This is a genomic window from Halorientalis sp., from assembly GCF_028275115.1.
Lineage (GTDB): Archaea > Halobacteriota > Halobacteria > Halobacteriales > Haloarculaceae > Halorientalis.
This window is the reverse complement of the sequence record NZ_JAQCNH010000065.1, coordinates 1-6807: the sequence shown is the minus strand read 5'-3', so window position 1 is coordinate 6807 and position 6807 is coordinate 1. Positions and strand designations below refer to the sequence as shown.

General features: G+C 66.4%; 6 protein-coding genes. 4 read left to right on the top strand and 2 right to left on the bottom strand.

The window, feature by feature from the left end; translation table 11 throughout:
* A partial coding sequence (locus Q0964_RS09405) for a PKD domain-containing protein (protein ID WP_299266434.1) occupies positions 1–872 on the bottom strand: 872 nt, incomplete at its 3' end.
* Positions 873–932: 60 nt separating this feature from the next.
* Positions 933–1529 carry a tRNA (pseudouridine(54)-N(1))-methyltransferase TrmY gene (trmY, locus tag Q0964_RS09400; RefSeq protein ID WP_299266429.1) on the bottom strand — a complete coding sequence of 199 codons (597 nt, stop codon included), beginning with the start codon at positions 1527–1529 and terminating at the stop codon, positions 933–935.
* 135 nt (positions 1530–1664) lie between these two features.
* Here trmY and Q0964_RS09395 point away from each other — a divergent pair, with 135 nt between their 5' ends.
* The 4 genes from Q0964_RS09395 to Q0964_RS09380 all read left to right on the top strand — a co-directional run bounded on the left by Q0964_RS09395 (position 1665) and on the right by Q0964_RS09380 (position 6671).
* Positions 1665–3185 carry a phosphoenolpyruvate carboxykinase (ATP) gene (locus Q0964_RS09395; protein WP_299266427.1) on the top strand — a complete coding sequence of 507 codons (1521 nt, stop codon included), beginning with the start codon at positions 1665–1667 and terminating at the stop codon, positions 3183–3185.
* A 97-nt stretch (positions 3186–3282) separates the two neighbouring features.
* On the top strand, positions 3283–5634 hold the full coding sequence (locus tag Q0964_RS09390; protein ID WP_299266423.1) for an STT3 domain-containing protein: 2352 nt from the start codon (positions 3283–3285) through the stop codon (positions 5632–5634).
* Positions 5635–5712: 78 nt separating this feature from the next.
* Positions 5713–6279: a metal-dependent hydrolase gene (locus Q0964_RS09385; protein ID WP_299266420.1), complete on the top strand. Its 567-nt coding sequence runs from the start codon at positions 5713–5715 to the stop codon at positions 6277–6279.
* 86 nt (positions 6280–6365) lie between these two features.
* Positions 6366–6671, top strand: coding sequence for a toxin-antitoxin system TumE family protein (locus Q0964_RS09380; protein ID WP_299266417.1), 306 nt, complete (start codon positions 6366–6368; stop codon positions 6669–6671).
* The last annotated feature ends 136 nt before the right edge of the window (positions 6672–6807 follow it).

Sequence of the window (6807 nt, the reverse complement as noted above, 5' to 3'; positions counted from 1 at the left end):
ATAAAGTCAGTTTCAACCGCTTCCCCGGGGTCGGCAGTCGCGACGTTCGTCAGCTCTTGATTGGTCGGATTCGACTGTCGGACGACTTCGCCAGTCTCGGTGTCGACGGTCGGCGCGCGGAAGGTGATGGTCCTATCGGCCCAGTCGGCCTGCATGTAAGGGTCGGTCCCGCCGTCGCCGCTGGACGACCCGCCACTGCCGGTCACCACCCGTGGCGACACCGACACCGAGTCGGTCGCCGACCGGCCTGCGACGTCGGTGACCTCGACGGTCAACGTGTGGCTCGCGGCCGACTCCATACTGTGGACGTAGTTGATCGAGTTCGCATCGGAGTCGTTGATGGATCGCTGTACTGTCTGCTCGCCGTCGACCTGCCACGTGACGGCGTCGACCCGATGTCCGCCCCGAGAGAAGTTCGCGACGTAGTCCGCCTGTCCGGACGGATCACCGCCGGACCGCTCAACGGTCGGCTCTGTCGGCCCGGACAGTGACACTGTCGGTCCCGGCGCCGGGTTCACTTCGACGTACAGCGTGTCCGTCGCCGTGGCACCGTCGTCGTCGGTCACGGTGACGGTGACGTTGTATCGTCCGGGCGTTCCCGGGCTGAAGACGGTCGTTCCGCAGGTCCCACAGTTCGGCGTAGTCGTCCCGCCGTCAGGTGTCTCTATCGACCACTCGTACCCGATGACGTCGCCGTCTGGGTCCCGGGAGCCGGTGGCGTCCAGCCGGACGGTCTCACCCGCCACGGCCTGCTGGTCGAGGCCGGCCTCGGCCAGCGGCGGCTGGTCGTCCCCGCCGGCGGCGACGCCCGACAGCGCGAGAAGCGCGACCACAGCCAGGAGTGTAAACCCACACAAAGTACCCCGGTCCATATCCCGTGTCCGAGGGTTGTCGCGGTCTGGTACTTAAACTTCAGGACGACGGACAGGTTCTCAGTACCGCTGGAACCCGTTGGTGTCGAGGTAGTTGTGCGCGACCGTGATCGCGTGGTCGGCGTGGAGCGCGCGTGGCGAGAGACTGAGGCGGTGGTCGGCGTAGTCGGCGAGCAGGTCGGACTCGGCATCTGTGAACGACTCGTGGTCAGAGAGGACGAACAGCGGGTCCTCGGGTGGTTCGACGTCGACGGTTGGCTCGCCGTCCTCGTGGAGGTGGACGACGGTACTGTCGGCGGCGGCGTCGTCGAGCGTGGTCTCGAAGCTCCTGCGGGAGATGGAGACGCCGGGTGAACTCTCGGCAGGAACGTGGCCGATAGCCTCGTCGCGGTGGTCCAGCGCGGTGCGGACGAGTGCAGCAGTGCTGCGCTCGTCGGGGTTGAGGTTGCGGAGGTCGGCACCCTCGAACTGGATTGTGAACTCGTCGCGCAGGACGAGCGAGACGCGCACGTCCTCGCGGATGTCGTGGGAGAGGACGAACGCGGCACTGATGGCGCGACAGAGGATATCGAGGCGGCCGGCTTCGCTCGGAAGCGCGTCGAGGGAGAAATCGGGGGTCGTCGGCACGCGGTGGCCCAGCAGGCAAAACTGGCGCATACGGCTGTGTCGACCTGCAGGGAAAAGAACGTGTTCGTCTCGACGTATTCGCCGAGAGGTAGCGGGACGGTATACCGAACCAAAGCGCAACCGAATGGGCCGCTCTTATTACTCAGCCCGTGATACGGATAGTTGATGTCCGAGTCCGGATTCACGGTTCAAGAGCCCGTCACAGCGTTACCCGGCCCGGTCGAGGCCGAAACCGTCGTCTACAATCCGTCGCTCGACCAGCTCCGGGGATTCTCCCGCGAGATGGAGACGACCACGGAGTTCGGCTCGCCCGCCTACGTTAGCGATCAGCAGTCGCGCAACGCGGACAGGACGAGAAACAGGAGGGACCACGAGTTCGACGCCGACGACCTCACGCACGTCAAGGACGCCGTCGAGTTCGCCGCGGACACCGAGATGATCTGCCTCGACCGGCAGGTCGGTCGCCACCCAGACCACGCCTACGTCTGTCGGTACTACGTCCCCAAAGCGTACGGCCGCATCGCACTGTCGGTGGCGAAGCTGTTCGAACCGGTCGACGATCCGGACGCGGAGCCGGACTTCGTGACCGTCCAGGTTCCCGAATGGAACGAGACTGCGATCCGCGTTCTTCCCGAGGCCGGCTTCACGGCCGTACTGGGGAGCGATTACACCGGTGAGGCCAAAAAGTCGTTCCTGCGTCTGTTCATGCTCCGCGCGAAGGAGGCCGGCGGGCTCGGCCTCCACGCCGGAAGCAAGCGCGTCTGTCTCGAATCCGGCGACGGCGACGAGGACGACCTCGAAACCGTCGGGCAACTGTTTCTCGGCCTCTCGGGAACCGGCAAGTCCACCCTGACCGCACACGGTCTGGGTCTATCGGACCCGGAGGGCGCGACCATGCTCCAGGACGACGTCTGTGCCCTGTTGCCCGACGGCTCCGTCGCCGGCAGCGAGGGACAGGGACTTTATATCAAGACCATCGGCCTCGAACGCGAGGAACAACCGGAACTCTACGACGCGGCGACCAATGAGTCCGCCGTGCTGGAAAACGTCGACGTGGCCGAGGACGGGACGGTCGACTTCGACAGCGACCACCACACCACGAACGGCCGCGCCGTGATTCAGCGCTCCGAACTCGACTCTGCGGGTGGGGAGATCGACCTCGGCGGGTTGGACCAGATCTTCTTCATTACTCGCAACCCCCTGATGCCACCGGTCGCCAAACTGGACCCGGACGAGGCCGCCGCGGCGTTCATGCTCGGCGAGTCCGTCCAGACCAGCGCTGGCGACCCTTCGAAGGCCGGCGATTCGATCCGTGTCGTCGGAACGAACCCCTTCATAATGGGCTCGGAAGGCGAGGAGGGCAACCGGTTCCGCGACCTCATCGACGACCTCGACGTGGACTGTTTCGTCCTGAACACCGGTTCCGTCGGCGGTCGCGACGTGGGCGTCGACGACACCGTGACGCTCCTTCGCGGGATCTCTCGACGGACCGTCTCGTGGCGCGACGACGACACGACCGGCCTGACCGTCCCGAGCGAGGTGCGCGGGATGGACGTGTCGGCGTTCGACGTGGCGGCGAATCTGGACGACGCCGACGACCGGGTGGCAGACCTGCGCGCGGAGCGCCGGGAGTACCTGGCGCAGTTCGCCGATCTGGCCGACGAGATCGAATCGGCCGTCTACTGATCGCTCGGAGAGCGGTTTTCTCGCCGTCACTGTCTCCGGAACGGCCAGCGGCGCCGTTGTCGATGGGTTTATTCACTCGTCGCGGGATGAGCGAGACATGGCCGACGAGCGCGACGCCACGGCGACGCTGGAGGAGCGTCCCGAACTGGCGTCCGCACTCGAATCCGTTTGCCCGGTCGACGACGACGCGGAGACCTGGACTTTCGAGGACGTGCCGATCGATTCGGGGACGTTCGGCGAGCTCGTCTCTGCGGACCTCGTCGAGAAAGTGGATGGCGAGTACCGGCTTCCCGACACGACACGCCGTGCGCTCGACGGCGAGAGTGAGGTCCCAACCGGCGACCGGGAGGGGTCCGCCCTCGATTCGACGCTGCCCGCCTTCGACGTTGACCGGCGGGCGGCCGGTGCGCTCGCTGGTGTGCTCGCACTGGTCGTTCTCTTCCGGACGGTGTTTTCGTTCGGTTCGGTGTTCCGTGACAGAGCCGTGGTCCTGTCGGGCAACGACCCCTACGCGTACCGGTATTACGTCGAGAGTCTGTTGACGCGGGGCGGCGGGTTCGATGCCGCGCTGTTGAGTGATATGCCGAGCATGAACGGTGAGCCGTTCATGATCGCGACGCTGTACTGGCTCTCGGACCTGTTCGGCGGGACCGCATCCGCGGCCAGCACGGTCCTGGCCTGGTACCCCGTCGCGTCGGCACTGATTACGGCTGGGCTGCTGTACGTCCTTGCGGTCCGACTCACGGACGACAGGCGAGTGGGGCTGGCCGCGGTCGTGTTCCTGGCGACCACGCCGGCCCACGCGATCCGGACGAGCCTGGGCTTCGCCGATCACCACGCCTTCGACTACCCGTGGCTCGTCCTCACGGCGCTGGCGCTGGTCGTCCTCGCGGACCGGGACGAACGTGCGTTCCGCGACCCACGCGCCTGGCTCGCGGGCCTCGGACTCGGCGTCGGTGTCGCCGGCCAGGTGCTCGCCTGGGACTACGGGACCGCGCTGGTGGTCCCCGTCGCGCCCGTGGTGGCGCTGGCCGTCCTGCTGGACGTCGACGCCGACCGCTCACCCCTGCAGTCGAACGCACCGCTGCTCGGTGGGCTCGCGCTGGCCGCACTGGTCGTCCACCTCGTCCACAGCGAGACGGGCTGGCACACGGACTTCGTGACAGCGGTGCCCCTGTTGCTCGTGGGTGGGACAGCGGCCGTCCTCGCCGTCGGGGAAGTCGTCCACCGGCTCGAGTTCCCACCCCTCGCGATGGCCGGTGGGGAAGTCGTCGGAGCGGTCGCAGCCGTCTTTCTGGTGCCGGTCGTGTTCGAGAACTTCTGGGCAGAGGCCGACGGCCGGGCCGATCGGTTCTTCGCGACCCGGAACATCGTGGAGACACAGCCGCTGATCAGCGGCGATTTCACCTGGTTTCTGTTGCTCGGGCTGGTGCTCGTTCTCGCCGTCCCGCCGCTGGTCTGGGCGAGTCGCCGCGCCACCGACGGGTCGAAACCGTGGCTCGTCGCGGTCATCTACACCTGGTACTTCCTCGCGCTTGCGGCAGTGCAGGTCCGGTTCGTCGGCGAACTCGCTGCCTTCACCGCTCTCTTCGGTGGCCTTGGCTTCGTCTGGCTGGCCCACTGGGTCGACCTCGCCGCGATTCCGCGACCGTTCGCCGACGAGCCAGCCACTCCGAACCCAAGAGCGGGTGCTGGCGACAGCGCCGCCGACGGCGGTACCGCGACGCTTCGGGTCCCGACTGTGCGTGAGTTCGGGTTGCTCGTCGCGCTCTTCCTGCTGGTCGGTGGCATCGGCGTCCTCCAGACGCCGATCAAGACGAGCCAGGTCACCATCGAGGGTGGCGCGTACCAGTCGGCGGCGGCCATCGACGACCACGCGACCGCCGCGAACCTGAGCTACCCTGACGATTACGTCCTCAGCCAGTGGGGCCGTAACCGGATGTACAATTACTTCGTCAACGGGGAATCCCGGTCGTACGGGTACGCACGGGAGCAGTACCGGACGCTGTACACGTCGGGCAACGAGTCCCAGTGGTACCGGAGCCACCGGAATCGAGTCGGCTACGTCGTCACCGAGTCAGTATCGAACTCGAACGCGAGCGCACGGTCGCTGTTCACCCGTCTCCACGACGGGTTCGGCTCCCGACAGTCGCCCGTCGACGGACTGGCCCACTTCCGTGCCGTCTTCGCGTCCGACGGGGGCGACTACAAGACGTTCCGACTCGTCCCCGGCGCGACGATCACCGGCACCGGACCGGCGAACGCGACCACGACACTCTCCCAGTCGGTCGACGTGCCCGGCGCGTCGTTCACCTACGAGCGCCAGGTCCGGACGAACGGCGCGGGCGAGTACGCCGCCACGGTTCCGTATCCTGGCGAGTACACCCTCTGGAACGAGACGAGCAGCGTGAGCGAGCGCAACGTCACGGCCGGCCAGCGGGTCGAGTGACCAGCGGCGTCGGCTCGCGACACCGCAGCGTTGTGTGATCCGAAGCCCGTATCAGCGTCGGCGCCGTCCAGTCCGACGATGTGGCCCTGGGGACACGCCGCCGTCGGCTACCTCCTGTACACCGCCTACCGCCGATCCCGGTTCGACCTGCGCCCGAACGGTGTCGCCGTCGTCGCGCTCGCGGTCGGCACGCAGTTGCCGGACCTGATCGACAAGCCGTTGGCCTGGCAGTTCGCCATCCTGCCGAACGGTCGGTCGTTCGGCCACTCGCTACTGATCGCCGCCGCACTGCTGCTGGCGCTGTGGCTCGTCGCGCGACGGCTCAGCGCCCGCGAGAGTGGTGTCGCGTTCGGCATCGGCTACCTCGGACACCTGTTCGGTGACGCGCTCTACCCCGCGCTGGCGGGTGAGTTCTACGACATCGGCTTCCTCGGGTGGCCGCTGATCCCCGCTATCGAGTACGAACTGGCGACTGGTGGCTTCCTCGATAACCTGTTCGCGCTCGATCTCGGTCCACTCGCGCTCTTCGAGCTGGGACTCACCGTCGTCGCCGTCGCCCTCTGGTACCGCCACGGGGTGCCTGGGTTGGGGGTCGTGGTGCCGGGATACGACGAATCTATCCCGGAGGAACAACCGAAATCGTGAGCGGGTGTCCTCGGCCAAACTCGTGCCGACCTATGTGGTTCGGTCCATAGGATGATTACCGTAGGCGGAGTAGTAGCGATCATCGGATGACGTCCTACACGACGGTCGTCAAGTGGACGGATGTCGAAGATGACTACGTCGTCGATGTCACTATCCGCCGAACGGAGGACGATACGTACCCGAGTGGCTGGAGTTACGCGCTCCATCTCGGGGAGGTTGGTTGTGACACCATCCTCCGCTACGACAACGCCCACGAACGAACCAAAGGGCACGAACGGCACACCCGGGGAACTGTCGAGACCATCGACGTCCCGGGGATGCTGGCCCTGTACGATCGGTTCAATCGGGAGGCCGAAGAACGCTCTCCGGTTACGTGGGAGTGGCCAGAGTAAGATGCCATCAGGAGGTCCACACAATGCCAACGCTCAAACTCACTGTCGGGGAACGCGACCGACTCGATCAGCAGGCGCGGCGTCGTATCGAGGCCGCACAGGAGGGCGAGGTTCTCGACGATTCGCAACCGGTTCT